The organism is Lelliottia sp. (assembly GCF_045627565.1).
GTDB lineage: Bacteria > Pseudomonadota > Gammaproteobacteria > Enterobacterales > Enterobacteriaceae > Enterobacter.
On the sequence record NZ_JAZQNX010000037.1, the window covers coordinates 38383 to 64567 of the forward strand.

The 26185-nt window shown below is 54.4% G+C and carries 23 protein-coding genes and 4 tRNA genes; 6 read left to right on the top strand and 21 right to left on the bottom strand.

All coding sequences use genetic code 11. The features are described from left to right. Positions 1–73: 73 nt before the first annotated feature. The 7 genes from ysgD to lptM all read right to left on the bottom strand — a co-directional run bounded on the left by ysgD (position 74) and on the right by lptM (position 5903). Positions 74–217 carry a YsgD/CorL family protein gene (gene ysgD / locus ACKI5T_RS17950; RefSeq protein WP_407439197.1) on the bottom strand — a complete coding sequence of 48 codons (144 nt, stop codon included), beginning with the start codon at positions 215–217 and terminating at the stop codon, positions 74–76. Positions 218–279: 62 nt separating this feature from the next. Further along, positions 280–2442, bottom strand: a complete 2163-nt coding sequence (gene uvrD / locus ACKI5T_RS17955; RefSeq protein WP_015960939.1) for a DNA helicase II — start codon at positions 2440–2442, stop codon at positions 280–282. 78 nt (positions 2443–2520) lie between these two features. Further along, entirely contained in the window at positions 2521–3237 is a 717-nt protein-coding gene (gene yigB / locus ACKI5T_RS17960) for a 5-amino-6-(5-phospho-D-ribitylamino)uracil phosphatase YigB (RefSeq protein WP_407439199.1), read from the bottom strand. Beyond that, a complete protein-coding gene (xerC, locus tag ACKI5T_RS17965; protein WP_407439200.1) occupies positions 3237–4139 on the bottom strand; it encodes a tyrosine recombinase XerC in 903 nt (300 codons plus the stop codon). The genes yigB and xerC overlap by 1 nt, the downstream gene beginning before the upstream one ends. Further along, positions 4136–4843: a DUF484 domain-containing protein gene (locus ACKI5T_RS17970; protein ID WP_015960942.1), complete on the bottom strand. Its 708-nt coding sequence runs from the start codon at positions 4841–4843 to the stop codon at positions 4136–4138. Before ACKI5T_RS17970 ends, xerC begins: the two co-directional genes overlap by 4 nt. Then, positions 4840–5664, bottom strand: coding sequence for a diaminopimelate epimerase (gene dapF, locus ACKI5T_RS17975; RefSeq protein WP_133632684.1), 825 nt, complete (start codon positions 5662–5664; stop codon positions 4840–4842). Before dapF ends, ACKI5T_RS17970 begins: the two co-directional genes overlap by 4 nt. A gap of 35 nt (positions 5665–5699) precedes the next feature. Beyond that, positions 5700–5903: an LPS translocon maturation chaperone LptM gene (lptM, locus tag ACKI5T_RS17980; protein ID WP_059180729.1), complete on the bottom strand. Its 204-nt coding sequence runs from the start codon at positions 5901–5903 to the stop codon at positions 5700–5702. 137 nt (positions 5904–6040) lie between these two features. Here lptM and cyaY point away from each other — a divergent pair, with 137 nt between their 5' ends. Then, positions 6041–6364: an iron donor protein CyaY gene (gene cyaY / locus ACKI5T_RS17985; protein ID WP_407439203.1), complete on the top strand. Its 324-nt coding sequence runs from the start codon at positions 6041–6043 to the stop codon at positions 6362–6364. A 73-nt stretch (positions 6365–6437) separates the two neighbouring features. On the opposite strand, the gene cyaA is transcribed toward cyaY, so the two are convergent. Then, positions 6438–8981, bottom strand: a complete 2544-nt coding sequence (gene cyaA / locus ACKI5T_RS17990) for a class I adenylate cyclase (RefSeq protein ID WP_407439205.1) — start codon at positions 8979–8981, stop codon at positions 6438–6440. Positions 8982–9328: 347 nt separating this feature from the next. On the opposite strand from cyaA, the gene hemC reads away from it, so the two are divergent. From hemC to ACKI5T_RS18015, 5 genes are all read left to right on the top strand, one after another. After that, positions 9329–10270 (top strand): hydroxymethylbilane synthase, encoded by a 942-nt coding sequence (hemC, locus tag ACKI5T_RS17995; protein ID WP_407439207.1) that lies wholly within the window; start codon positions 9329–9331, stop codon positions 10268–10270. Then, positions 10267–11007, top strand: coding sequence for a uroporphyrinogen-III synthase (gene hemD / locus ACKI5T_RS18000; protein ID WP_407439209.1), 741 nt, complete (start codon positions 10267–10269; stop codon positions 11005–11007). Before hemC ends, hemD begins: the two co-directional genes overlap by 4 nt. Positions 11008–11028: 21 nt before the next feature. Continuing rightward, positions 11029–12210: a uroporphyrinogen-III C-methyltransferase gene (hemX, locus tag ACKI5T_RS18005; RefSeq protein WP_407439210.1), complete on the top strand. Its 1182-nt coding sequence runs from the start codon at positions 11029–11031 to the stop codon at positions 12208–12210. A 2-nt stretch (positions 12211–12212) separates the two neighbouring features. Next, positions 12213–13412, top strand: coding sequence for a protoheme IX biogenesis protein HemY (gene hemY, locus ACKI5T_RS18010; RefSeq protein ID WP_407439212.1), 1200 nt, complete (start codon positions 12213–12215; stop codon positions 13410–13412). A 191-nt stretch (positions 13413–13603) separates the two neighbouring features. Next, positions 13604–14812 carry an MFS transporter gene (locus ACKI5T_RS18015; protein WP_407439214.1) on the top strand — a complete coding sequence of 403 codons (1209 nt, stop codon included), beginning with the start codon at positions 13604–13606 and terminating at the stop codon, positions 14810–14812. A 503-nt stretch (positions 14813–15315) separates the two neighbouring features. Here ACKI5T_RS18015 and ACKI5T_RS18020 read toward each other — a convergent pair. The 13 genes from ACKI5T_RS18020 to wecB all read right to left on the bottom strand — a co-directional run bounded on the left by ACKI5T_RS18020 (position 15316) and on the right by wecB (position 26141). After that, a tRNA-Pro gene (locus ACKI5T_RS18020) sits at positions 15316–15392 on the bottom strand. 43 nt (positions 15393–15435) lie between these two features. Further along, a tRNA-Leu gene (locus ACKI5T_RS18025) sits at positions 15436–15522 on the bottom strand. A gap of 19 nt (positions 15523–15541) precedes the next feature. Then, positions 15542–15617, bottom strand: a tRNA-His gene (locus ACKI5T_RS18030). A gap of 66 nt (positions 15618–15683) precedes the next feature. Then, positions 15684–15760, bottom strand: a tRNA-Arg gene (locus ACKI5T_RS18035). Positions 15761–15877: 117 nt separating this feature from the next. Beyond that, positions 15878–17248, bottom strand: coding sequence for an amino acid permease (locus ACKI5T_RS18040; protein WP_407439215.1), 1371 nt, complete (start codon positions 17246–17248; stop codon positions 15878–15880). A gap of 264 nt (positions 17249–17512) precedes the next feature. Further along, positions 17513–18256 (bottom strand): lipopolysaccharide N-acetylmannosaminouronosyltransferase, encoded by a 744-nt coding sequence (gene wecG / locus ACKI5T_RS18045; RefSeq protein WP_407439216.1) that lies wholly within the window; start codon positions 18254–18256, stop codon positions 17513–17515. 12 nt (positions 18257–18268) lie between these two features. After that, on the bottom strand, positions 18269–19618 hold the full coding sequence (wzyE, locus tag ACKI5T_RS18050; protein ID WP_407439218.1) for an ECA oligosaccharide polymerase: 1350 nt from the start codon (positions 19616–19618) through the stop codon (positions 18269–18271). Further along, positions 19615–20694 carry a TDP-N-acetylfucosamine:lipid II N-acetylfucosaminyltransferase gene (locus ACKI5T_RS18055; RefSeq protein WP_407439220.1) on the bottom strand — a complete coding sequence of 360 codons (1080 nt, stop codon included), beginning with the start codon at positions 20692–20694 and terminating at the stop codon, positions 19615–19617. The genes wzyE and ACKI5T_RS18055 overlap by 4 nt, the downstream gene beginning before the upstream one ends. Further along, positions 20691–21941, bottom strand: a complete 1251-nt coding sequence (wzxE, locus tag ACKI5T_RS18060) for a lipid III flippase WzxE (protein ID WP_407439222.1) — start codon at positions 21939–21941, stop codon at positions 20691–20693. The genes ACKI5T_RS18055 and wzxE overlap by 4 nt, the downstream gene beginning before the upstream one ends. A gap of 1 nt (position 21942) precedes the next feature. Further along, positions 21943–23073, bottom strand: coding sequence for a dTDP-4-amino-4,6-dideoxygalactose transaminase (rffA, locus tag ACKI5T_RS18065; protein ID WP_015960957.1), 1131 nt, complete (start codon positions 23071–23073; stop codon positions 21943–21945). 4 nt (positions 23074–23077) lie between these two features. Continuing rightward, a complete protein-coding gene (rffC, locus tag ACKI5T_RS18070) occupies positions 23078–23755 on the bottom strand; it encodes a dTDP-4-amino-4,6-dideoxy-D-galactose acyltransferase (protein ID WP_407439225.1) in 678 nt (225 codons plus the stop codon). Then, positions 23752–25014 carry a UDP-N-acetyl-D-mannosamine dehydrogenase gene (gene wecC, locus ACKI5T_RS18075; RefSeq protein WP_407439227.1) on the bottom strand — a complete coding sequence of 421 codons (1263 nt, stop codon included), beginning with the start codon at positions 25012–25014 and terminating at the stop codon, positions 23752–23754. Before wecC ends, rffC begins: the two co-directional genes overlap by 4 nt. Then, a complete protein-coding gene (wecB, locus tag ACKI5T_RS18080) occupies positions 25011–26141 on the bottom strand; it encodes a non-hydrolyzing UDP-N-acetylglucosamine 2-epimerase (RefSeq protein ID WP_407439229.1) in 1131 nt (376 codons plus the stop codon). The genes wecC and wecB overlap by 4 nt, the downstream gene beginning before the upstream one ends. Positions 26142–26185 lie beyond the last annotated feature (44 nt).

The window sequence follows — 26185 nt, forward strand, 5'->3', positions numbered from 1 at the left end:
CAGCCTGACTCAGCGCGACGGGAAAAAACAGATCGCTGACAACCACTAAGGCCATCAGCAAGAGGAGATAGCCTTAGGAGTTGTTCCTGGATGACAGGGAATTGAGCCAGTATGTACTGGGTGTGTCCAAGGCGAATGTCCTCTTAGCGTAATCGTGCGCGCATGTTACGCCAGCTATAATAGTGGCGTCAACACGCAGCGGAACGCTGAAGGGCATTTAATAGCCGCCAGCTATTAAGGCTAGCAGATTATTACAAAATAATGATATTTTTCTGAACGTTACACATTTTCCAGCCGCGCATAAGCGGCGACCAGCCATTTGATACCCTGTCCCTGGAACGCCACCTGCAGGCGACTGTGTTCGCCGCTCCCTTCCAGATTCACAATAGTGCCTTCACCAAATTTCGAATGGCGGACGCGCTGGCCAAGCTTGTAGCCGGTGTCATTTTCCGAGATCGGCGTTCCCATCCGCTGATGGTTAACCGGACGGCTGATGCTGGCGCGCAGGCGCACCTCTTCGACGCAGGCTTCCGGTAGTTCGCCGATAAAGCGCGACGGACGGTGATAGACCTCTTTGCCATACAGACGACGCGTTTCGGCGTAGGTCAGCGTCAGCTTCTCCATCGCACGCGTCACGCCCACATAGGCCAGACGACGCTCCTCTTCCAGACGTCCGCCTTCATCCAGCGACATCTGGCTCGGGAACATCCCCTCTTCCATCCCGACAATAAACACTTGCGGGAACTCCAGCCCTTTGGCGGAGTGCAGCGTCATCAATTGAACCGCATCCTGCCAGGTATCCGCCTGCCCTTCGCCCGCTTCCAGCGCCGCGTGGGAGAGGAATGCCTGCAGCGGCATCAAATCTTCGTCTTCTTCGTTGTAGCTGAACTGACGCGTTGCCGTCACCAGTTCCTCTAAGTTCTCGATACGCGTCTGGCCCTTTTCGCCCTTTTCCTGTTCATACATCATGCGCAGGCCCGAATCCTTCACCACACGGTCCGTCTGAACGTGCAGCGGCATATCGGCGGTTTCTTGTGCCAGGGCGTCAATCAGTTCAATAAAACGCTGTAACGCGCTAGCTGCGCGCCCGGCCAATGCTTTTTCCTGCAATAGCTCGCGGCAGGATTGCCATAGCGTGAGCTGGCGCTCACGAGCAGCCTGACGCACCACGTCCAGGGTGCGATCGCCGATTCCGCGCGTTGGGGTATTCACGACACGCTCAAACGCCGCATCGTCGTTACGGTTAGCAATCAGACGCAGATACGACAGCGCGTCTTTGATTTCCTGACGTTCAAAGAAGCGCATGCCGCCATAGATGCGGTATGGCATGCTGACTTGCAACAGCGCCTCTTCGAGCACGCGCGACTGGGCGTTACTGCGATAGAGAATGGCGCATTTTTCCAGCGCGCCGCCGTTGTCCTGCCAGGTTTTGATGCGATTAACCACAAAACGCGCTTCGTCCAGTTCGTTGAACGCGCAGTAGATTGAAATCGGTTCGCCGTCGACGCCGTCGGTCCACAGCTTTTTGCCCAGTCGCCCGTTGTTATTCTCAATCAGGGCGTTGGCGGCGCTCAGAATATTGTTCGTCGAGCGGTAGTTTTGCTCCAGACGAATAGTTTCTGCGCCAGGGAAATCATTGAGAAAGCGCTGAATGTTTTCGACCTGCGCGCCACGCCAGCCGTAAATCGACTGGTCATCATCGCCCACGATCATCACTTTACCGGTGTCACCCGCCAGCATGCGGATCCACGCGTACTGAATGTTGTTGGTATCCTGGAATTCATCCACAAGGATGTTGGTAAAGCGTTCGCGATAATGCTGAAGAATATGCGGCTTGTTCAGCCACAGCTCATGCGCGCGCAGCAGCAGCTCGGCGAAATCCACCAGACCCGCACGATCGCATGCTTCCTGATAAGCCTGATAAACCTTCTGCCAGGTTTGCTCAACCGGATTGCCAAAGCTCTGAATATGGTGCGGACGCAGCCCTTCGTCTTTTTGACCGTTGATGTACCACATCGCCTGACGCGGCGGCCATTGCTTCTCGTCGAGGTTCATCGCCTTGATCAGACGTTTCAGCAAACGCAGCTGGTCTTCGCTGTCGAGGATCTGGAAATCCTGTGGCAGATTAGCGTCCATATGGTGCGCACGCAGCAGTCGGTGCGCCAGCCCGTGGAACGTGCCCACCCACATGCCGCCTTGGCTGGTGCCCATCAACTGGGCAATACGATGGCGCATCTCCGCCGCCGCTTTGTTGGTAAACGTCACGGCCATAATGGAATACGGCGAGCTGTTTTCTACGCTCTGCAACCACGCGATGCGGTGAACCAGAACACGCGTCTTACCACTGCCCGCCCCTGCCAGCACCAGCATATTGGTCCGCGTCGCGGCGACCGCTTCACGTTGTTTGTCATTAAGGCTGTCGAGCAGGTAAGAAACGTCCATTGGCACCGCCAGAAGTCATCTGCCCGGCGGCGTTTTATCTGCCGGACATACTGTTGATTTATACAATACTGCTGGTGATTATATCAGCGTGGTGAGGGATGCCAACCGCGAAATTTCTACGTGTGGTAACAGGCGGCTGTCGACGGTCTGCATCAGGTCGGCGTTTTCAGGTTTGATCCAGCAGGCCTGCATGCCGCAGCGGATCGCCCCGGCGACATCAGTCGTCAGATCGTCGCCGACGTGCAGAATTTCGCCCAGCGGCAACGCCAATTTTTCTGCCGCCAGATGATACATATCGCTAAACGGTTTTGAACGCCCGTGCGGACCGGCGCGGAAGACAAACGTAAAATAGTCGCCAAGCCCGAACAGCTCCGGCTGGGCGTTGCCGTTGGTGATCGCCACCAGCGGCCATTTTTCGGCCAGTTTCGCCAGCGTGTCGTGCGTCTCTTGCGGCACGTCGATTCGGCTGCGCCATTTGGCAAAATTGGCCATTGACGCTTGCGCGCCCAGCGCGGCTTCGGCTGCCGTGAGACCCGCATTGATCATCGCCTGTTCCACCGCACGACGACGCCATTCGGTCACATCGTGATAAATGTCCGGCTCCGTCTCGCGCAACGCCTGACGCAAACGCTGAAAATCGGTGTTTTGCAGGGTTTTTAAGGAAGGATGATAATTTTGTACAAACGCCAGCGCTTCCTTTTCGGTGCGTAAAATCACCTGACGGTTGTCATAAAGCGTGTCATCAAGATCAAAAGTCAGCGCAGAAATCTGACCTAATAGGCGGTAAAAACGCATTATTTCCCCCGTTTGGCGCGCGGATGCGCCGAGTCATAGACTGACGCAAGATGTTGAAAATCAAGATGGGTATAGATCTGGGTGGTGGATAAATTGGCGTGACCTAACAGCTCCTGCACGCCGCGCAGGTCACCGCTGGATTCAAGCATATGCGTCGCAAACGAATGGCGCAGTTTGTGCGGATGGACATGGCTGTTCAGCCCCTGCTTTATGCCCCACTCGGCAAACCGTTTTTGCACGTTGCGCGCCGAAATTCGCTTCCCCAGCTTCGAGAGAAACAGCGCGTTTTCCTCTGCGCCAAACAGCCCACGCAGATCCAGCCAGTGTTCAATCCAGGCCACCGCATTGCGGCCAATCGGCAAGCGTCGCTCTTTGCTGCCTTTGCCCATTACCCACACTTCGCCGGTATCCAGATCGAGGTGTTTGAGATCTAAATTCACCAGTTCAGACAGACGCAATCCCGCACCGTACATCACTTCCAGCATGGCGCGATCGCGCACTGCCAGCGGATCGTTAAGGTCGATATTGAGCAGGCGATTCACATCATCAACGTCGATATTTTTCGGCAGATGACGCGGGGCTTTGGGGGTAGAAATACCTTTTGCCGGATTGGCTTTGAGTTCGCCCTGGCTGACCAGCCAGTCGAAGAAACTGCGCAACGCCGACAGACGTAGCGCCAGGCTCGCCGGACCCAGACCTTTACGACGACTGCGCACAACAAGCGCCCGCACGGTCGCGGCATCGCATAGCGGCCAGCTTTTCAGGCCAATCTCTTCCGCCAGCTGCATGATCGCATCCAACTGGCGCTGATAGTTCAGCAGCGTAATCGGGCTGAGCTGGCGTTCGACGCCGAGATAGCGCAGAAAACGCGCGACGAAGGAGCTAAGAGGAGCGTCCGTCATACGCGCTCAATCCAGCGCTCCAGCAGCTCCGGCAGCATCAGGGCAATTTCCTGCAGCAAATGCGTGCCCTGCCCCTGTTCGTAATGGTGCGCGTCGCGGCTGGTGAATAACATCACGCCCAGATCCCCTTCGCGCCCCATCAGCGACATCGCCACTGAGCCAATCGCTTTGGCTTCCGGCAGTACCACCAGCAGCTCAGGTCCGTTCAGTGGCCCAAGATAGTGATGCTCATGCCCAAGACGCTGGATGCGCAGCGGTTCAAACGTTTGACGATTCAAGGCCAGATGGGTAAAACCGGACGGCGCGCCGATGCGCCAGCGATCGGGGAACAGACGAATGGTCGCCCCCGCCAGGCCTATTTCGCGCGCCCAGCGGTGGAAACGGCTGAGAAACTCTTCCAGGCTGTGCGCCGACGCCAGCCGCGCCTGCAAATTCAGCAGACGATAAAACAGGCTTTCGTTATTACTGGCCTGTTCCATCAGCAGCGTCATGTTTTCTTCGAGTTGATCGATGTGTTTACGCGAACGCGCCATGTGCCATTCAACCAGCGACACGGTATCGCGCACGGGATGCGGCACGCGCATTTGTTCAACCACGCGTGCATTGCGGATAAAAAACTCAGGATTGCGCAGCAGATAATCAACAACAGCCCGGTCATCCAGTTCCGTCATTATTTCCTGCAGTTCTTCCCCTGGTTGTTTCATAGATGGATAAACCCGTCATAAACATGTGCCGCCGGGCCAGTCATAAACAGCGGATGACCCGGACCTTTCCAGGCGATATCAAGACGACCGCCCGGCAATTCCACGCGAACCTCTTCTGCCAGTAAACCTTGCGATATACCAACAGCCACGGCCGCACAAGCGCCGCTGCCACAGGCCCGCGTTTCGCCCGCGCCGCGCTCGTAGACGCGCAGGCGGATGTGTTCACGCTTCATCACCTGCATAAATCCGATATTCGCCCGCTCCGGAAAGCGCTCGTGGCTTTCCATGATGGGGCCGAGGATTTCCACGGCGGCCGTATCAACATCATCCACCTGAATCACGCAGTGGGGATTTCCCATCGAGACGACGCCGCACAATACTGTCTGCTCGGACGCGCGCATAATATAGGTCTTTTCCGCTTTGATGGCGCGAAACGGTACGGCTGATGGCTCGAAGTTGGGCTCGCCCATGTTCACGCGCACCAGCTCATCGTCTGTGACGCTTAATACCATGCGGCCATTCGCCGTGCTCACGCAGATATCGCGCTTGTTGGTCAGGCCTTTCAGACGCACAAAGCGGGCGAAACAGCGCGCGCCGTTGCCGCACTGCGAGACTTCACTGCCGTCAGCATTAAAGATGCGATAGTGAAAATCGAGATCCGGATCGTACGGCGGTTCGACCACCAGCAGTTGATCAAAACCGACGCCCACATGCCGATCCGCCAGGCGGCGAATCAGCTCTGGTGAGAAAAAGACATTCTGCGTTACCGCGTCGACGACCATAAAATCGTTGCCAAGGCCATGCATTTTAGAGAACTGCATCATCTACTCCATTGCGCGGGTACCGAAACTGGTTCTCAGTAATTGACCTGGCTTGGGCCACCGTTATCGCCGCGATCGTTGCTCACAGGCGTGGATGACTCAATCTGGCTGTTCACCGGTTTCGTCGGCGGTGGCGCGGATTTATCCGCAGGCGGGAAATAGAGCGGTCCCTTCAGTCCACAGCCGGTCAGGCTAAACAGAGTGACGAGAACGGCAAGCGTTCGAAAAACGTTTTTCATTAGTGGTGGCCCGTAAGTTCATGCTTTCTGTTTCTATCATCGCAGGAGAAGACACAAAAGCAAGAGTTTGCCGCTTTCCTGCAACGGGATTTATTTAGCGTTATACTCCCGCCATCACGAAAAACAGGAACAAAACCATGAATGACAGTGAATTTCATCGCCTTGCCGATAACTTGTGGCAGACCATTGAAGCGCGTCTGGACGACTGGGAGGGCGACAGCGATATAGATTGTGAGATCAACGGCGGCGTGCTGACACTAAGCTTTGAGAACGGCAGCAAAATTATTATTAATCGCCAGGAGCCGCTTCATCAGGTGTGGCTGGCAACAAAACAGGGCGGCTACCATTTCAATCTGAAAGGGGACGACTGGATTTGCGACCGTAGCGGCGAGATGTTCTGGGATTTGCTGGAACAGGCGGCGACGCAACAGGCAGGCGAAGAGATCAGTTTCCGAGGTTAACAGTCACGAGCTTCTCGTCAGAGACGGTTTTTGCTGTTAGCACCCTCTCCCGTGGGAGAGGGTCGGCCCGCACTCAGGAAAAATACTGCTGTAACAGCGGCTGGTTTTCGTCCAGGTTCTCCGGAGGGGCTGCAACCATCTGATTGCGGAACGGAAGCACCTGTGCCCGCCCATCGACTTTCACGATCTGATAGAACTGCGGCAGGTTGAAGTTGATGAAGCTTGAGCCGTAGGTAAAGCGATCGTGCGATGACGAATAGAAGCGGCTCACATCGCGAACCAAATCTTCTTTGCTCCCTTCGCAGTGGTGATAAACCTCTGCACGGTTGGTCTCATCCAGAATGTAAATGTTAAATCCAGATTGATCATCCGCTTCTTCGAAGAAGAACTGAATAATCCCTTCGCTGGCAAAGCCATCCACCACCTGCGGCAGACTCACTGGATTGGTTTCGACCTGAACGGACAGGCTGTGCAGCTTGTTGTGCGATATGGCACCATAAAACTCGATCGCGTTTTCCAGTTTTTGCACGGACACATTCAGGCGTTCGAAGAACAGGCCCCAGGTCTGGCCGGAAACGCGCAGCGCTTTGAAACGCCCGGTTTCATGGCGGGTGCTCGAAAGGCGCAGTTCAATACACTCAGAGACGAGCTGCTGGACGCGAGTACGGATCAGGCCCCGCAGATGCTGGCTGTAGCAGAACACTTCGACGCTGTCTGGCGGCGCGGCATCCTGATGCATCTTCCCGAGAATCGTTTTTAACGCCTCAATCATCGCCTGCTCGCCGTTGAAATGCAGGGTTCGTACTTCGTTCCACGAGTTGCGATACAGCAAGTCAACGCTGCCAATCAGGCAATTTTGCTGCTCGCCAAAGCTGAAGACATCCAGCTTACGGAAATCAAAATGGACTACCTGATTGCGGAATGCCGCCGTCGGGTCGTATTCCAGGTTGACGATAATCGCCAGATGACGAATTTCACACGGGCTGTAGAGCGCCTTCGGCGTCGGCGCAGGCAGACGCAGCGGGAAGTGATGCGACACGTCCGCGACCATCTCCTGCAGCTTGGCTAAATCAACAACGTCGTTGCCCTTAATAAACAGGCGAGTGCGAGAGGTCAGCAGGCCGTTAAACCAGGCCCAGGCCACCAGCTTGTTAAGATAGCGGTTATATTCCAGCGGCTGATGGCTAACGATCGAATCCATGCTTGGCGCACGGTTGTAGAGATACCAGCCGGTGCGGTTCGCGCGACCTGGCGGGACATAAATAAAGGTCAGATTAAGCTCTGAAAGATCCGGTGAAATCTGCGGGTTAACCAGCGTGACTTTGCCAGGCAGCGCTTCAAACGCCGCGTACAGTTTACGGGTCAAAACACCGATATCCTGCGGGCTGGCGGAAACACTGAGGTTATTGCGGCGGGCAAAGCGAATCAGGTTACGGTAGCTCTGCATCATCGCATCAAGCAATTCGTTGTGCGCTTCACGTACCTGATCGATTTTCCAGTTGGCGCGGTTATCGAGCATGGACAGACGTTCTTCGTCCCATCCCCACTCTTTGACAAGCTGACTGACCACTTCACGACGCCAGCCAACGCATGCGCGTTCGCGGCTGAGTTTTTCACAGACTTTGAGATAGAAACATCGACGCACCAGATCGAGACGCGTGTGGTCATCGATGGCTTTCAGGTATTCGGTGACGCGTTCCAGCATCATGCAGTAGGCATCAAGCCCGAAGGAGACAATTTCCCCATCATGCAGACGCTGTTTGATATCTTTTGCCAGCAGGCGTGGCGTGGGGTATTCCCAGGAATACGCCTCAAGCAGCAGCGTTTTTAACACCGCTTTGTACGGTGAATCGATACTTTTATAGAGCTGCCACAGGCTTGCGCCAAAGTATTCTTCAGCAGACAGGGAGCTTAAGCCGCCCAGATCCAGCCATTCGTTTGGCGTTAATACACCCTGCGAATAGAGCGACATGACGTAATCGTCGTAATGCTCTTCTTCTTCGCACGGCACCATATTCCACAGAATACGCTTACCGGCGAGGCGCACAGCACTGCGATAAAATTCATCCAGCAGTAAAATGTGCTGCGTTGAGCCGCAGTCTTCACCACCCAGACTGCCACTTTCATTATGGCGGAAACGGTTTTCATCAATCAGGAAGAAACTGACTTCCACACCCAGCGACGCCGCCCAGCTTTCGAGCAGGCTGCATTTACGCTGCAACAGCTGACGCTCTTCGTTATCAAGCCAGGACTGATGGCAAACCCAAATATCCAGATCAGAAGAACAGCTTTGCCCTACCGATGAGGTACTCCCCATGGTGTAAATGCCGGTAATAGGCAACTCACCTTCTGGAGATTCCTGCGTCGGCATACCGCGGTAGAGTTCGAGTTCGCTGAGGTAATGCTGTTGGGTTTCATCAGGCGTGTAGATGCAGATGCCCTTGGGAACGTTACCGTCAAGGTAGCCCGGCATCAGCGGATGGTGGTAGTGCAATAATGTAGGCAGCAGACTGTAAACCTGTTGGAAAGCAGGCCCCATGGCAGCAAGCGCACGATCCACGCGCAATTGATTTATGGCATCCAGTCTCTGTTTCAGAGTCTCAATATAGAGGTACAAGACATATCGCCTGATGTTTCCGGACGTAGCAACCGTTCAATAAAGCGAAAGATTACGAGCCCGCAGTATTTCAAAAAAGAACCGTTACCCTTTTTCGTCCTTATCATTATGGTGGCACAGACGAAAAAATGGTCTAAAACGTGATCAATCTAACACCTTGCCGATTGACCGTAAAGAAAGATGCGCTACAGACAAGTGTAGCATCGATCTTAACGTGTAAATTCCTTAATACGGCTGCGGATGGGCAGAGCACCGCCTCGTCCCTCTCCCCCTCATCGACCGTAAAACTGACATCCCAGAGTCAACAATGTTAGGATGGGCGGCGGACGATAAGGACGGTAACAAGCATGTTAGACAATGTTTTGAGAATTGCCACACGCCAAAGCCCACTCGCGCTTTGGCAGGCACAATATGTTAAGCAGCGCCTCGAAGCCTGCCATCAGGGGTTGCGTGTTGAACTGGTACCGATGGTGACGCGCGGCGATGTGATTCTTGATACGCCACTGGCAAAAGTGGGCGGAAAAGGCTTGTTTGTCAAAGAGCTGGAAATCGCACTGCTTGAGAACCGCGCCGATATCGCTGTCCATTCTATGAAGGATGTTCCGGTCGAATTCCCAGAAGGATTAGGGCTGGTGACAATTTGCGAGCGCGAAGATCCCCGCGATGCTTTCGTTTCAAACCACTACGCTTCCCTGGACGATTTGCCGGCAGGAAGCGTGGTTGGCACGTCAAGTTTACGCCGTCAGTGTCAGCTGGCTGAACGCCGCCCAGATTTGGTTATCCGCTCTCTGCGCGGAAACGTCGGAACGCGCCTCGGCAAGCTCGATAATGGTGATTATGATGCCATTATTCTGGCGGTCGCTGGCCTTAAACGCCTTGGGCTGGAATCACGAGTTCGCGTCGCGATGCCACCAGAACTGTGCCTGCCCGCCGTCGGTCAGGGCGCCGTGGGGATTGAATGTCGTCTCGATGACGACCGCACCCGCGCGCTGCTCTCTCCGCTAAATCATGATGAAACCGCCATTCGCGTCCAGGCTGAGCGGGCAATGAATATGCGTCTTGAAGGCGGCTGTCAGGTTCCGATTGGCAGCTATGCTGAATTGATTAACGGTGAACTTTGGCTGCGCGCATTAGTGGGCGCGCCGGACGGAACACAAATGGTGCGCGGTGAGCGCCGCGGCTTGCCACAAGATGCCGAAATCCTGGGTGTATCACTGGCCGAAGAGCTGCTTGATAACGGCGCGCGCGCGATCCTGGCAGACGTTTATAACGGAGAACCCCCAGCATGAATATTCTCGTCACCCGCCCGTCTCCCGCAGGAGAGCAATTAGTGAGCCGTCTGCGCGCACTTGGGCAGGTGGCATGGAGCTTTCCGCTGATTGAGTTCTCCCCGGGTCGCGAGCTTTCCACGCTCGCCGACTCGCTTTATGCCCTGCAGGAAGGCGATCTCGTTTTCGCTTTGTCACAACATGCCGTGGAGTTTGCGCATGCCCAGTTGCAGCAAGAAAACACGCGCTGGCCGACTGCACCGCACTATTTTGCCATCGGGCGTACCACCGCTCTGGCATTGCATACCGTCAGTGGAATTGACGTTCGCTATCCATTAGATCGGGAAATCAGCGAAGTCTTGCTACAATTACCTGAATTACAAACTGTTGCTGGAAAGCGCGCGCTGGTTCTTCGCGGAAACGGTGGGCGTGAATTATTGGGCGAAACCTTAACGGATCGCGGCGCAGAGGTCACTTTTTGCGAGTGCTATCAGCGCTGTGCGAAATATTATGATGGGGCAGAAGAGGCGATGCGCTGGCACCTGCGCGGCGTGGATACGCTGGTGGTCACCAGCGGCGAAATGCTGCAACAGCTCTGGTCGCTGATTCCGCAATGGTATCGTGAAAATTGGTTACTCCGCTGCCGACTGCTGGTCGTCAGTGAGCGTCTGGCGAACCTCGCCCGGGAATTGGGCTGGCAAGAGATTCGGATCGCTGATAACGCCGACAACGATGCGCTGCTGCGCGCATTACAATAACTCTCATAATGGGAAGCCATAATGACGGAACACGAAAAATCCTCCGCCGTGGTTGAAGAGACCAGGGAGACTGTGGAGATCACGCCACAGCCAGAGACGACTGAGAAAACAGTTGAGAAGAAAAACGGCAATAACAAAACCAGTCTGGCGCTGAGCGCTATCGCCATTGCCATTGCGCTGGCGGCAGGCGTTGGCTTGTATGGCGTGGTGAAAAAACAAGCGACAAATCAGTCGGCGACCAGCGATGCGCTGGTGAATCAGATAACGGCCCTGCAAAAAGCGCAAGAAACGCAGAAAGCCGAGCTGGAAAGCGTGATTAAGCAGCAATCAACGCAGCTTGCCGAAGCGAATACGAAGCAAGAAGAGCTGACCAAACAGCTGGGTGAAGTGCAAGAAAAAGTCGCGACGATTTCGGGAACGGATGCCAAAACCTGGCTGCTTTCGCAGGCGGATTTCCTGGTGAAACTGGCCGGGCGCAAGCTGTGGAGCGATCAGGATGTCACCACTGCTGCTGCGCTGCTGAAGAGCGCGGACGCCAGCCTGGCTGACATGAACGATCCGAGTCTTATCACCGCTCGCCGTGCCATTACCGAAGATATCGCCAGCCTGGGTGCCGTCTCGCAAGTTGATTACGACGGTATTATTCTCAAAGTCAATCAGTTGTCGAATCAGATAGATAATCTGCGTCTGGCCGATAACAACGACGACGACACCCCGATGGATTCTGACGGCACTGAGCTGTCGAGTTCCCTGAGGGAGTGGCGCATCAACCTGCAAAAAAGCTGGCAGAACTTTATGGACAGCTTCATTACTGTCCGCCGACGTGACGAGACCGCCGTGCCGCTGTTAGCCCCGAACCAGGATGTCTATCTGCGCGAAAACATTCGTTCCCGCCTGCTGGTCGCCGCACAGGCCGTACCGCGCCATCAGGAAGAGACGTACAAACAGGCGCTGGATAATGTGTCTACGTGGGTACGTGCTTACTACGACACCAGCGATGCCACCACGACGGCGTTTTTGGATGATGTTGATAAGCTGAGTCAGCAGAACATCACAATGAACGTGCCGGATCAGCTCGAAAGCCAGCCAATTCTGGAAAAGCTGATGCAAACTCGCGTGCGTAACTTGCTGGCACAGCCCGGCGTTGCCGCACCGCAGGATGCAGCAGCCCCTGCGCCCGAAAGCGCGCCTCAAGGAGAGTAATCATGTTAAAAGTCTTATTACTCTTCTTATTGTTGATCGGCGGGATCGTCCTGGGCCCGATGCTGGCAGGCCATCAAGGCTACGTGCTGATCCAGACCGATAACTACAACATCGAAACGAGCGTCACGGGGCTGGTGATCATCTTGATCCTCACCATGGTGGTGCTTTTTGCCATCGAATGGATCCTGCGCCATATTTTCCGCACGGGTGCACATACCCGCAGTTGGTTTGTTGGCCGCAAACGCCGTCGCGCACGCAAGCAGACCGAACAGGCGCTGCTGAAACTGGCTGAAGGCGATTATCAGCAAGTTGAAAAGCTGATGACCAAAAACGCCGATCACGCTGAGCAGCCGGTGGTTAACTATCTGTTAGCCGCAGAAGCCGCCCAGCAGCGCGGCGATGAAATGCGTGCCAATCAGCATCTTGAGCGTGCGTCCGAACTGGCTTCTAACGACCAGATTCCGGTTGAAATTACACGCGTGCGTCTGCAACTGGCGCGAGGTGAAAACCACGCAGCGCGTCACGGTGTTGACCGTCTGCTGGAAATCACGCCACGCCATCCGGAAGTGTTGCGTCTGGCAGAGCAGGCGTATATCCGCACCGGCGCCTGGGGTTCATTACTGGATATTATTCCTTCCATGGCGAAAGCCGATGTGGGCGATGATGAACACCGCGATGCACTGCAACGTCAGGCGTGGATTGGTTTGATGGATCAGGCGCGTGCCGATCTGGGTAGCGACGGTCTGAAAACCTGGTGGAAAAATCAGAGCCGTAAGACGCGCCAGCAAGTTCCATTGCAGGTGGCGATGGCAGAACATCTCATCGAATGTGACGATCATGACACCGCGCAGGCGATCATTCTTGATGGCCTGAAGCGTCAGTATGACGATCGTCTGGTGATGGTGATCCCGCGTCTCAAGACCAACAATCCTGAGCAGATGGAAAAAATGTTACGCCAGCAGATCAAGACGGTGGGCGATCGTCCGCTGCTATGGAGTACGCTGGGTCAGTCGCTGATGAAGCACGGCGAATGGCAGGAGGCGAGCCTCGCCTTCCGCGCTGCGTTAAAACAGCGCCCGGATGCGTTTGATTATGCATGGCTTGCCGACTCGCTGGACAAACAGCACAAGCCAGAAGAAGCCGCAGCGATGCGTCGTGATGGCCTGCTGCTCACGTTGCAAAATAACGGCAGTCAGGTTTAAGCATCCATCATGTGTAAACATTCAAAGGGAGGCCAAACGGCCTCCTTTTTTTATTCCCTTTCTCCTGCTACATTCTTTGCAACGTCATTAGAGAACTCTCCCGCCAATGTAACGATGTCTTTTCATTAACTTTTTTCCCTACACGCGCATTCTGCTGCGTGGAATAAATCGTTCTTGAAAGGACCGTTTTTATGAACACCCTTTTGTATGCGCTCTTTGAAGCGCTGCGACGCCATCGTTGGCTTCGCATGCTGGCCTGTGCGTTCGTCTTTACCTCTCTGGGGAATGGCTTAACGCAGGTCGTTATCTTTGGCTTGCTGTTGAGCTGGAAAGCGCCCGCCTCATTGCTCACAGTCGCTTATCTTTTCGCGACCTTACCGGGATTTATTGGCAGCCTGATAGGGGAAAAACTCTGCCGGTTTTACTCACCTGTTCATCTGTTGATACTGACGGAGCTTTTAGGCCTGACGGCTCTACTCTTTCCCCTGCTGGGCATTCATTATCACAGCGTGACGGCGTTATTAGCCGTTCAGTCAACGGAAGCTCTGCTTACCGGGATGAGCTGGCCTGCCCTCACCCTGCTGTTCAAGCGAGCTTTAACCGCAGACGAACTCCCTGCCGCAACCTGTCTGGAAAATGTGATTTTTGCTTCGCAAGTGCTGTTAGGAATGGGGTTGGGGATTGTGCTGTTTGACTATCTGTCGGTACTGACACTGTTGGCAATAGACGCCGCCAGCTTTGTCGGTTCTCTCGTGATGTTATCGCTGGCGGGAAGCGCGCTGACGGTAACTGCTACGGATCCTGTAAAAATCACGACGCCTGACCCGTTGCACTGGAAGAGACTTTCCCGACGACAAAAACGTAGCCTCCTGCTGCTTCCGGCTCTGGCAGCCGTGGGTGCGCCCGCGATGGCACTTCTACCGGCGCTCGCGCAGCAAATCCACCCGACCAACGCCGCGGGGCTAGCACTCCCCTTGCTGTTCGCCCGTAGCCTCGGGCAACTGTGCGGACCGATGCTGTTGAATAGAGACAGCCTTCCGCGCTACGCAAATCGCAATCGTCCTTTGCTAACCTGCCTGAGCATCTTTTTACTGGCTTATGGACTGCTCCCGCTTTTTGCGGAAGTGCAGACGGCGGCCCTCGGGATGATTTTTGTCGCGCATCTGGCATCAAACATTGTGTTTGCAGCCGGAACGTACGGGGTATTGAGCCATTTTGAGACGCGACAGGTTTCAGCCGCGAGCGGTAAGGCATGGCGATGGCAAACCCTTAGCGCGTCAGTGTTTACCTGTTTTGCAGCAACGCTTGCCTCAACGCTTGGGGCGGTTCAGGCGTTGTATATCGTGTCCGCCAGCGCGTTAATAATGGTGGCAGCAGTGATGGCGTGTTACCGGGAATAATCCATAAAAAAACGCCTGCTAAAAAGCAGGCGTTAAACAGATCTATTCGACAACATATTTGGTGCTTCACTCAACGTTGTGTCCATGGTGTTTGATGAGGCCGAAGCGACATCTGTCGGTGGACGATAAGCACCGTAAATGGCTCTGCGTCATTCCTGAGTTTATGAGGCACTAAGGCGAACATAAGAGGTGGAATGAGCATCTACATGTATATTATTGCATGTTACGTGCCAGGGTTGCATCCAGAACTTATTCGTTTTGCAACATTTTAAGAATTAAGGAATTTTTTCTTTTTGGAGTGAGTACGTACAGAAAGAGAGAGCGCAAAGCTAACCAAGATGTCTCCTGGCAGAGACACTATAATCCAGTTATGATAATTACCTTATAAATCAGATAATTATGCGTCTCTGAATGGCGACAAACCGTGATAACGTTGTCGGGAATTGACTACAGATGAAGGAATCGCAGAAAACAAAAAACCCCGCCGAAGCGGGGTTCAAAATTGGTCGGCGAGAGAGGATTCGAACCTCCGACCCACTGGTCCCAAACCAGTTGCGCTACCAAGCTGCGCTACTCGCCGAAATACTGCTTTTTTTGAATTTCTAGTTCAACTCTTTAAGTCGTGGTGCGAGGGGGGGGACTTGAACCCCCACGTCCGTTAAGACACTAACACCTGAAGCTAGCGCGTCTACCAATTCCGCCACCGTCGCATGTCACAACTTATAATAATGGGGTGGCTAATGGGACTCGAACCCACGACAACTGGAATCACAATCCAGGGCTCTACCAACTGAGCTATAGCCACCACAACTTATTCTTTCACGCGGTTCTGTCTACTTAACAGACCACCGCAGCTCTAGCACCGGGTAAATGGTGCGCCCGACAGGATTCGAACCTGAGACCTCTGCCTCCGGAGGGCAGCGCTCTATCCAGCTGAGCTACGGGCGCTTAGCGCCGTTGCGGGGCTGGATATTACGGAGGTCTCGGCCTGCTGTCTAGTGCTTTTTCAAAATAAATGCGCGTTTGGTTATGCTTTGCGCATTTTGCTGTTTCTAACGCTACTTTTTAGCGTTGAGCGTGTCGACTCAGTCCAAAAAGCTTATACGCGACCGATACCGCAGCCATGAAGATCATGCCGACAAACAGCGACATGCGAGTGTCTTCATTGAAATACATGCCGATCAAAACGCAAACCAGGAATGCCATCGTTAAATAGTTCGCCCACGGGAACATAATGGAGCGGAACGGGTGGCTGGCAATCGCATCTTTATGCGCCTGGCGGAAACGCAGCTGGCTGATCAGGATAACAAACCACGGCACCATGCCCGGCAATACGCTTGCGCTATAGACGTAGACAAACACGCGCTGCGGATTCGGAATAATGTAATTCAGGCACGACCCTATCAGCAGAATGGCAATAGAAATAGCCACGCCCGCAACCGGTACGCCAGCGCGAGAGACTTTTCCGACGGCTGCCGGAAGCTGACGATTGTTGGCTAATGTGTAGAGCATACGCCCGCAGCTGTACATTCCGCTGTTGCAGCCTGAGAGCGCCGCAGTCAGCACCACAAAGTTAATGATACCTGCTGCTGCAGTGATACCGATTTTGGCGAAGGTCAGCACAAACGGGCTGCCGGTGGTGCCAATTTGGTTCCATGGGAAGATCGTGACGATAACGAAAATCGCGCCCACATAGAAAATCAGAATACGCCACAGAACTTTGCCCACTGCGCTGCGCAGCGTGACCTGTGGGTTTTTCGCTTCACCGGCGGTGATCCCAATCAGCTCTACGCCCTGATAGGACGCAACCACAATGCAGAGCGCCGTCAGGAAGCCTTTCCAGCCGCCCGCAAAGAAACCGCCGTGCTCGGTCAGATTGCCAAAACCAATCGCCTGACCGCCGTTACCAAAGCCGAAGAAAATCACGCCAAGGCCCACGACAATCATCACGATAATTGTCGTGACCTTGATCATCGCAAACCAAAACTCAATTTCACCGTATAAACGCACGGCAGCGAGGTTCGCTAATGCCACCAACCCCACGGCTATCAAGGCGGGTATCCACTGCACCATATCCGGGAACCAGAACTGGACGTAGACCCCTATCGCGGTAATTTCTGATATCCCCACCGCCATCCACATAAACCAGTAGGACCAGGCCGTGAGATAGCCAAAGAAGGGGCTCATGTAGCGATGTGCGTAGACGGCAAATGACCCGGCAACCGGCTCAAGGAACAGCATCTCGCCCATCGATCGCATGATAAAGAAGACGAACAGCCCGGCGACAATATACGCCAGCAAAACGGACGGACCAGCCCATTTCAGCGTACTGGCGGAGCCCATAAACAGGCCAACGCCGATGGTGCCGCCAAGCGCTATTAATTCAATGTGTCGAGCTTCCAGCCCACGCTGTAGCTCAGGTTTTTTCTCTGCCATAAATCCTCGGTTGTGTTTGCTTCTTCCGGGCCTACGCCGGTTATTGTTATGGGTAAAGATTTCGCCATAACAGGCCATGCGGCACCGACCGTCGAAATTAACGGTAGGCGCAAAAACACCATGGCACTGCGATGAGCGTGAGAATGGTTTCTTAAATTCTGCCAAATGGCAAACGATGCATTAAATAAATGAATGCATTGCACACAAACGCAGCAGTTTTGCAGGGGAGTTGCAGCGCGAATAGCATATCGCGCTACATTTTGATTACATTTTGCCGGTGTAATGCCAGGCGAGGTATCGCAGGAGTTTAATCTGTCGTGTGATGCGGCTTGGCTGAGATAAGAGACGATACAGCCACTCAAGCCCTAAGTTTTGCCACACTTTCGGTGCACGCTTTACATGACCGGTAAAGACATCGTACGTACCGCCCACGCCCATATAGAGCGCATCGGGGCAAATCAGCCGGCAGTCGCGCATCAGGATCTCCTGACGCGGTGAGCCCATCGCGACGGTCACAATCTTTGCACCGCTGTCACGGACGCGTTCAAAAAGCGCCAGACGATCTTCCGGTTTGAAGTAGCCGTCCTGACTTCCGACGATATTCACGTTCCACTGCGCACGCAGTTTTTGCTCTGTTTGTGACAGCACCTCTGGCTTGCCACCGATAAGGAATACTGGCGTATTGGCAGCGCCGGCACGTGCCATTAACGCTTCCCACAGATCCGCGCCTGCCACGCGCGAGACGCGTGCCTGCGGGTATTTCTTACGTATCGAGCGCACAACGCTGATGCCATCGGCATATTTGAACTCTGCCGCCTCGATGAGGCCTTTCACTTCAGCGTTATCCTCAATGGCCAGCATCTTTTCCGCGTTAATCGCCACCAGCGTACCGGATTTAATCTGTCCATCTGCAGCGCATAAAAAATCCAGCGCATGCTGCATATCACGCCAGCCAATGAGTTGTAGGCCGCGCAACGTGTACATTGGCGCAGAAGTATTGTCAGTCATTATTATCCTTACTCAGACTTGGGAAAGCGTCCTGGCAGGCCGCAGCTCACGTTTGTGAACCAGACCAGCAACGTCAAACAGCCAGTACAACAGCTTCGCCAGTAGCAGGCAGACGCCGAAAACCACCATAAAGAACACCACGCGCGAAACGAATGAATCCAGCCCTTCACGCGCCAAAACAATCATATTGAAAATGGCACCAAAGCAGAAACTGTGCAAAATCGCTGCCTTGTAGCGATTTGGCTCCTCGTTTCCACGGAGGTATAACCAGTCAAACCATTTGATGATTAGACCGACCGCCACCGCACCGGGCAGGATAAACCAGACGCCTCCCATGACGACCAGAGAGCCGATTAACGTGGGGGAGATCGCCAGCCCAGAGTGGTTGTTCAGCACTTCCCAGGTGAAATAATTCGCCGTGTTCAGCACAATTCCTGGTCGGTCTGGCCATAGCCAGGTGGGGATGAAGACGTAGAAATCGCGCACGATTGGCGCCAGCCCCTGAAATTCGATTTTGTCGTAATTTTGCAGCAGCAACGCCAGGTTTTCCCACGGAGAGAAAGTGTCACGGGTGAGGTACAGGAAGGTATAAAACGCTTCGTCACCGCTCACGTCCAGGCTATAGCGTTTCAAGGCGAGCCAGAACATCCCGACAATGCCAAATACGCCTGCCGCGACCAGCATCCACAGTGAAATCCAGCCGCGAATGATGCCGATAAACAGGAAGATGGCGAAGGCGATGATGATGTTTGCGCGTGTGCCGCCGACAATCATGTAGGTGAGCATGCCAAATGCCACGGTGCTGACCAGGAAAAACAGCCACGCCTTGCTGTCCTGACGCAGAAAATAGACCACCAGCATCGCCGGAATGAAGAAGTAGAAGAAGCGCTTAAGCGCTACGCCGGAGACTTCTGCGGAGAAAATCTGGCTATACGAATGCAGCTTAAACAGCAAAAAGCCGTTATGCATAAAGAAGATACCGACGCTAACCAGCGCGATAATCATCAGCATTACCCACGTCAGGTGCGTTTCCACCCGATTCATGGTGAACAGCGGGCGACGCGGAGCGTGGTTTACCGGGCATAAACGCGTTTTATAGGTCACATAATAAACCGCGTAGAAACAGGTCGCCGATAACAACGCCTGCATCAGAATTTCGGGCGGTGCGACACCCACATCAAAACGGAAGACGAGGATGCTGGTCAGCGGAAAACCGAAGAAAAACGTCAGTAAAAACAACAGCGAAAAGAAGACGTTAAAATTAAAGCGCACGCGGCGAAACTCGAACCAGGTCAAGGTCGCGATAAACAACGAGCTCAGAAGCCAAATCACCAACAGGCCGCTAAATTGCAACTGGCTCATGCGTTGTCTCCCGCAGCAATTCGCAGCGCCCGGTGCCACGGTGTGAGATAGTTAGGGCTGAAAAAGTCGATGGCATTTTTGTCCACCAGTGCCAGTTGACGTTGCGCTTCACGCACCACGTTTTCATTCAAATCATCCGTCGTAAACAGGACGGGAATGTTTTGCTCCGCCATATCCTGCCAGAACGGATTTTCACGGTTGAGCACGCACGGAATACCGGCCTGAATCAGCAGGCACAGCGTTCCAATCCCCTGCTGACGCGCAAAGATGAAGTAACCGAGATCGCATTGACGCAGCAAAGCCAGGTATTCATCAAACTCCAGCTTATCGCTGAGAATCTGCAGATTTTCCGGGCTAAAGAGTGCCAGACCGCTCTGCCGTACCTCGGCAATGTACGCGCCGTTATTAGCAGGATAGCCCATCGGGACGATCACGTTCACCGTATCGCCAAACTGCTGATGCACCGCTTTCAGTGCCGCAATATGTTCGTTGCTGCGATCGCCAGAATTGCCCACCAGGACGGTGAGTTTGCCTTCGCGCCGGGCGTCGATTGCCATCCCATTCAGCGCAGGATCCATACGTGTCGGGAAATAGAGTAACTCTCCACGAACATTCGGGTACTGCTTCGCAAAATAATTGAGATCGCCGCGCGTCGCAAACACACAGCCCACACGCCCCTGGGCCATACGGCGCAACGGATAGAAGAGGCGGAATTTCCAGCCGCGAGACACTTCATACAGGTCCGCGCCCCAGATATGCCAGCTAAACTGCGCAGGTTTAATACCGCCACTCAGCAATGCCAGCCACAAACCGGTGTTGAACTGTCCATGAAAGAAGAAACGCTGATCGCGGTTAGCTTTCGCTTTGGCGATAACGGCTTTCGCCAGCGTCGCTTTGTCCGCAAAGCAGGTCAACGATAGAGCCGGGTAAGCGTCGCTTAAGCCATTATCCTGCCCAACGAGCATAAATACGCGCGCATCGGCGCTCGTGCTCGCCAGCTCATCATTGAAGAACCGCAAAACGGTTTGGTTATGGTGCGGGATATTCGATCCCAACACATGAATCAGTGCAGTCATGCGCGTTTACGCCAAAGTAAAAATACGCCGCAACAGGCAGCGAAATAAACGATGTAAGTCGCCATATAGGCCTGTGATGCCCCCAGCGCGCCGTGCGCAGGGATCAGCCAAAGAGAGAAAGCGGTTAAGAGCGAAAACTGGCTGATTTCCGCCAGGATGTACAAGCGCAGCGACGCTTTAGCAATCACCAGATAGCCAAAAACGTAAGCACCCACTTTCAGTACATCGCCCACCAGTTGCCAGGCAAACAGGTCGCGCATCGCGGTAAATTTCGCCGAGAACAGCAGCCAGATGGCTACATCTCGCAGCAACCAGACGGTCAAACTCGCGACAGCCACGGCAGGAAGAACAAAACGCAGAGAGCGGCCAATCTCGCGGGTGATGTCCTGTTTTGACACCAGGCGCGACAAGGTTGGCAGCAAATAAACGCTAAAAGACGCAGTGATAAACTGGAGATAGGCGTCAGAAATACTGCTCACACCCTGCCAGATCCCCACTTCATCCCAGCTGTAGTGCGCCGCCAGCAGGTTTCGCATCATCACGTAGGCCACGGGTAACGTGACGGATGTGATGAGTGCCATCAGGGTAAATTTCCCCAATTGCCCCGCCAGAACTTTGTCCCACTGCGGTTTGAGATAGCTCAGCGGAATCGTGCGTGTGCGCATCAGCATCAACGCAGCGGGGATCACGACCAACGCGGGAACCAGCGCCAGACCAAGCAATGCGCCTTCGTAGCCGCCCAGACGGTAGCAAAAGTAATAGGCGATGACGCCAATAAAACTGCCCGCAATCAGCGCCAGAGCGTTCCCGGCCGCATCCCGAAAACCCTTCATCAAGGCTAACAGCAGGTTGGCCCAGGCAATGCCCATCTGCACCAGCGCAACCAGGCGCACCAGGCCCTGATAATGGGTGTTGCCGAAAAGCCCCTGACTGATGGGGGCTGCCGCAAGAAGAAATACAATCGCCAGCAACGTCGAGAAACCCAATACCATCGCGGACGAGGTGCCGACCACCTTGCGAAGCGATGCGGCATCGTCATGATGCTGTGCAACGTATTTGGTCACGCCGTTGAAAATACCGGCACCTGCGAGAACCCCAAGCACGGTCACAAGCTGGCGGAAATTGCCGGCCTGACCAACACCTGAGGGGCCGTACGAGACGGCCAGAAGTTTAACCACTAACAGCCCGGTGCCAATCTTTACGAGCGTGGACGCGGCGGTCCACACCGATGCTTTCGCCAGAGACATATCAGTGGAAATAGCTCAGAAGCGTATTAATCACCGTGCGCTGATTGACCGGCGCGAGGTTGTAGAACAGCGGCAGACGAAGCAAACGCTCACTCTCTTTTGTGGTGTAGCGGTCCTCACCGGCAAATCGGCCGAACATTTCTCCTGCCGGGCTGGAGTGAAGCGGGATGTAATGGAACACCGCCATAATTTCGGCTTCTTTCAGATAGGCAATCAAATCGCTGCGATCGTCGTTATCGCGCAGTTTGATGTAAAACATGTGGGCATTGTGTACGCAATCCGCGGGGATCGTCGGCAGTTCAATCCGCCCTTTTTTCGCCAGTGGCGCCAGAGCGTCGTAATAGGTTTGCCACAAAGACAAACGCTGCTGATTGATACGCTCGGCGGCTTCGAGCTGCGCCCACAGGAATGCGGCCTGCAGATCGGCCATCAAATAGCTGGAGCCGATATCTCGCCAGGTATATTTATCGACCTGACCACGGAAGAACTGGCTGCGGTTGGTGCCTTTTTCGCGGATCACTTCCGCCCGCTCCACCAGCGCACGATCGTTAATCAGCGTCGCACCGCCTTCACCGCCCGCGGTATAGTTTTTGGTTTCATGGAAGCTAAAGCAACCGATGTGACCAATCGTCCCCAGCGCACGGCCTTTGTAAGTCGACATCACCCCCTGCGCGGCATCTTCTACCACAAAGAGATCGTGTTTTTTGGCGAGCGCCATAATAGTGTCCATTTCACAAGCCACACCCGCGTAGTGAACCGGAACAATCGCTCGCGTTTTGTCAGTTATGGCTGCTTCAATCAGGGTTTCGTCAATGTTCATCGTATCCGGGCGAACATCAACAAACACGATTTTCGCGCCGCGCAGTACAAAGGCATTCGCCGTGGAAACGAAGGTATAACTCGGCATGATGACTTCGTCACCCGGCTGGATATCCAGCAGCAGCGCAGCCATCTCCAGTGATGCCGTGCAGGATGGCGTCAGCAACACCTTGGCGCTGTGGAAACGCTGCTCCATCCACTGCTGGCAGCGACGGGTATAGCCGCCGTCTCCGCAAAGCTTACCGCTGCCCATGGCAGACTGCATGTATTCAAGTTCGGTTCCCACAACGGGAGGTGCGTTAAATGGAATCATCAGGTCACCTGTAAAGCCAGTAAGCGGTTGTGTCAACGTTGGCACCACTCGCAATATAACGTTTAAGCGCGGCGGTGTTGCCCATCTGGGTCGCCACCCGCAAAGTTGATAGCTGACGCGCCGCCGCCCAATGCGCTGCGGCGTGCATCAGTTTGTCACCCATACCGCGTCCAGCGAGCAGACCGATGCGTGCTTCGCTGTCATTCAGCTGGCGCAGGGAAACAAACGCCTGAATCTCACCGTCGATTGCGCGAAAGACCAGGCATTCATGATCAAACGTGCCTTTTACCGCGTTTTCGATCCATTGTGCGTAAAAGCGGCCACTGTCATCCGACGTATACCACGGCGCACGAAAACGACTCTGCGCGAAAGCACGTGCAGCCATCTGGCGCAGCGCAGGAATATCCTGCTCCGTTGCCCTTTCAGCAGCAGACGGGGCCTGAGGGGCGATCGCAATCTTCAGGTCAACTTCACCTTCGACAAGCTGGAAGCCCATCTGCTGAAGTGCATCAAGGCAATCGGCATCGGCGGCAGGAATTTTTGCCTGCACGCGCTGCCACGCCGCGAAATCGGCCACCGAAAGTGCCGATGCGTTATCGCGAAAGCGCACAACCGCCGACGGGATGCCAAAAAACTGGCTTTCCCATTCGAGCGGCTCAAGCACGCCGTGCAGTTGACTCAACGCCACACCCCTTTGGTGTCGACGATATGGTTTTGACGCACGGCATCGCCGCTGATCGCTTTAAATTCTTTGTGATCGACCAGCAGGACCAATACATCGGCGGTTTTCAGCGCGTCGTCTAAGGTCGCGAGCTGGGAGATGCCGGTCAGTTTCTTCGGTAACGTGTGAATATTTGGCTCAACGACCAGCGTTTCACCCGTATGCCAGGTGGCAATCATCTCTGCAATCCCCATCGCTGGGCTTTCGCGGAGATCGTCGATGTTTGGCTTGAACGCCAGGCCAAAGCAGGCAATTTTTACGTCGCTGGCACGTTTTCCGCTGTCAGCGAGAAAATCTGCCACCGTCGCTTTAACCTGATTCATAACCCAATGCGGTTTGCCGTCGTTCACTTCACGCGCGGTACGGATCAGACGCGCCTGGTCAGGGTTTTGCGCCACGATGAACCACGGATCAACCGCGATACAGTGGCCGCCTACGCCAGGGCCGGGCTGAAGAATATTGACGCGGGGATGGCGATTCGCCAGACGGATAAGTTCCCAGACGTTAATCCCCTGATCGGCGCAAATCAGCGACAACTCATTGGCAAACGCGATGTTCACATCACGGAAGCTGTTTTCCGTCAGCTTGCACATTTCAGCTGTGCGGGAGTTAGTGACCACACACTCGCCCTCAAGGAAGATGTTATAAAGCTCGCTGGCGCGCGTCGAACAGACGGGGGTCATCCCGCCAATCACGCGGTCATTTTTGATCAGCTCAACCATCACCTGACCTGGCAACACACGTTCCGGGCAATAGGCGATATTGATATCAGCCTGCTCACCCTGTTGCTGCGGGAAGGTTAAATCCGGACGAGCCTCTGCCAGCCACTGGGCCATTTGCTCAGTCGCCCCGACGGGGGACGTTGACTCCAGAATCACCAGCGCGCCTTTTTTCAGCACCGGTGCAATCGATTTTGCTGCCGCTTCGACGTAAACCATATCTGGCTCGTGATCGCCCCTGAACGGCGTCGGGACAGCAATCAGATAGGCATCCGCTTCAACGGGTGCGGTCGTTGCTTTCAAAAAACCGCCTTCAACCGCGGTTTTTACTACTTTGTCGAGATCGGGCTCCACAATATGAATTTCACCCCGGTTGATGGTATCAACCGCGTGCTGGTTGATATCCACTCCGACAACCTGCTTTTGACGCGATGCAAAGGCTGCCGCAGTAGGCAGTCCAATGTAGCCAAGACCAATGACAGAGATGGTTGTAAAACTCATAGCGATACCCGATTGTGTTTAAGTGCATGCAAAATACGGCTGCAGGCCTCACCGTCACCATAAGGATTATGGGCGTGGCTCATGGCCTGGTACTCTTTTTCGTCGCGCAGCAAGTTCGTCACCTCGTCCACGATACGCTTCATGTCTGTGCCCACCAGACGCACGGTTCCGGCTTTCACAGCCTCTGGCCTTTCAGTGGTTTCGCGCATCACCAGCACCGGTTTACCCAGCGATGGGGCCTCTTCCTGAATACCGCCTGAGTCGGTCAAAATTAACCAGGCGTGATTCATCAGCCAGACGAATGGCAGATAATCCTGCGGCTCAATCAAAATGATATTGTCGATATGGCCCAGAATGCGGTTGACCGGCTCGCTGACGTTCGGGTTGAGGTGGACAGGATAAACAATCTGCACATCACTGTTCTGTGCGGCGATCTCCGCCAGCGCGTGACAGATTTGCTCAAACCCGCGCCCAAAACTTTCGCGGCGATGCCCCGTCACCAGAATCATTTTTTTGTCAGGAGAGAGGAATGGATAACGCTCGGATAACTCTGCGCGCAGCGTTTCGCTGGCCAGAACGCGATCGCGAACCCAAATCAGCGCATCAATCACCGTGTTCCCGGTGACAAAAATTTTGTTATCCGCGATATTTTCGCGCAGCAGATTCTGCCGGGAGTTTTCGGTTGGCGCAAAGTGGTACATCGCCAGATGCCCGGTCAGCGTACGGTTCGCCTCTTCTGGCCACGGTGAATAGAGATCGCCCGTGCGTAGACCGGCTTCGACGTGCCCGACAGGAATGCGCTGATAAAAAGCGGCCAGGCTCGTTGCGATGGTGGTGGTGGTATCACCATGAACCAGAACAACGTCTGGCTTAAATGACTCCAGAATGGGTTTTAACCCTTCCAGAATGCGGCAGGTAATTTCGGTCAATCCTTGTCCCGGTTTCATAATATTGAGATCGTAATCCGGGACGATAGAAAAGAGAGTTAAGACCTGATCAAGCATCTCCCGATGCTGCGCAGTGACGCAAACTTTCGCCTCAAACCAGGGATCATTTGCCAACGCATGGACCAGCGGCGCCATCTTGATGGCTTCCGGCCTTGTGCCAAATACGGTAAGTACTTTCACATCGATTCTCTTCGATTAGGCGATGAAGGCCGAAGCCTTCATCG